Here is a 2464-nt window from a genome sequence, read left to right on the forward strand (position 1 = left end):
AATGCACAGGGCTTAAGTGGTGTCGTGGACCTGACTAATGGCTCTAGCCTGAATATTGACGGCAGTACAGTGCTGAACAGTGCCGCCAGGTTGAATGTGGCGGATATCGGCAGTGATTTGAACATCACTACCACCGGGGCGTTGACCTTCAACAATGGGCTGACCGGGTTGGGGGATGTGAATGTCAACACCAACAACAACGCCTTTAACTTTGGCACGACGGTGGGCAGTGCGTTTGCGGGGACGGTGAATTTACAAAATACCCTGTTTGCACTCTCCGGCGACAATACTCGCGCGTTAACGCTTGCCACCCTCAACCTGGGTAACGGTAGTCACACCACGGTCGGGGCCAGTGGGGTCATCAGCACAGAAACTGTCGGCGATGTCAGCATGGATGGCGGTAGTTTGACGTTTTATGCCGGTATTCCCGGCCAACAGGCGGATGGGATCATCGCTACTGACCGCTTGACTGCCCATGGCGGGGTGGTGAACGTGTTGGGCAATATTGCCATTGATAACACCCCACCCAATGGTTCACTGCTGAATCAAATTTCGGCCTCCAATGGCATTCAACTGGTGAATGCCCAGATTGCTTCGGGGGTCAGTCAGTTAACCTTGCTGATTAATGGGGCGGCGGCAGGGCAAGGGACCTCGAGCCAAATTGACCAGGGGGGCGTCCATGTTGCCAACGGGATTTATGATTATGGCTTGAGCAACAGTGGCCGTTATGGGGCGGGCCTGTATATGAATTACGCCCTCACCGCCCTTGAGTTGCTGGGTAATGGTGTGGATGCGCTGGTGATTGCCACCGATGGGCTGGCGGGCTCTAACAACACCCTGTCGGTGAATATCTTTGGTGCCGGTGATCTGGTACTGGAGGGTGCCCTGGCACCGTTAACGATTTCCAACAGCACCAACAGCTATAGCGGCACTACCACCATCAGTGCAGGCTCGGTGTCGCTGGGGGCCAGTGGGGCGCTGGGCAACACCACCGTACTGGCAGTGAACAGCGGCAGTACGTTTAACCTCAACAACTACCAGCAAATTGTGGGGAGTACTACCAATGAGGGCTCGGTGCTGTTAGGCAGTGGCGTACTGACCAGTGGAGCATTAACCAACAATGGTTTGATGAATCTCGGTACCGGCACCTTGACCCTGACCCAGGGGGGGAGTTCCGGCTCTACCGACGGTTTAACCGGTAGTGGATTGCTCAATGTCCAAGCCGGTACCTTCACCGTCAGTGCAGCCAACAGTGGATTAACGGGGCAGACGGCGGTCGCTGCGGGCGCTACCTTGTTGTTGAACAGTGCCGGGACCCTGGGCAGCAGCGCCGTGAATGTGGAGGGTAGCCTGACCTTCGCCCGTGATGGCAACTTTGCCAACCGGTTAAGTGGGTCTGGTCTTATCAATACCCAGGGGAATGTGCAGTTAACCGGCAATAACGACTTTATCGGCACTCAGGTGATTGCGGCAGACAGCCAGTTGACGGTGACTGCGGCCAATCACCTGGGGGATGCTGCCGCCACGGTGAATTTAACCACCAACACCTCGGAACTGGTCTTGAGTAGCCTGTTTGGTGCGGTGGCCAATGCACTGACCGGGGTGAGCGATTCAACGGTGACGGTCACCAATGGATCGGCGTTGTCGCTGACGGGTGATAACAGTAACTTTAATGGCTGGTATGATCTGATTGGCAACAGCACGGTGACGGTGACACAAGCGCAGAGCCTGGGCAATGGCTCGGTGGCGATTGCCAGTGGCAGTACGTTGCTGTTTAACGGTTATCTCGCGCGGGCGTTAAGCACCTTGGATAATGCCCTCAGTGGCGATGGCAGTTGGACGCTCAATGCCAGTCATATTGATTTGAGCAATAACAGCCTGGCTCAGGACTTCAGCGGTGTGGTGAATATCACCCAGGGCTCCAGCTTGAATATCGACAGCAGCACGGTACTCAACAGTGCTGCCACGGTGAATGTGGCGGATATCAGCAGTGATCTGAACATCGCCACCACGGGGGCGTTTACCTTCAATAATGCGCTGACTGGGCAGGGCGTGGTCAATGTCAATACCAACAACACGGCGTTTGATTTTGGCACCTCGGTGGGCAGTGATTTTACCGGCAAGGTCAGCTTGCAAAACACCCAGTTTGCTCTCGCCGGCACGAATACCAGTACATTAACGCAAGCCACTCTGGACCTGGGCACGGGCAGTAATACCACCGTGGGGCGTGTTGGGGTGAGTAGTACAGAAGCCGTGGGTAATGTCAGTCTCCATGGCGGCAGTTTGGTATTTTATGCCGGCATTCCCGGTCAGCAGGCGGATGGGGTGATTGCGACCAACAATTTGACTGCCAGTAGCGGTGTGGTCAATGTTCTGGGCAATCTTTCTATTGATAACACCCCGCCGAATGACTCATTACTGAATCAAATTTCAGCCTCCAATGGCATTCAACTGGTGAGTGCCG

Annotated in this window: 1 protein-coding gene; it reads left to right on the plus strand. The window is 55.2% G+C overall.

Annotated elements, in window-relative coordinates; translation table 11 throughout:
* On the plus strand, positions 1–2464 hold a 2464-nt coding region (locus tag AC2A06_RS18420), incomplete at both ends, for an autotransporter outer membrane beta-barrel domain-containing protein (RefSeq protein WP_484381244.1).

The sequence above is a fragment of the Serratia sp. HNCC26DJ244 genome (assembly GCF_057180565.1).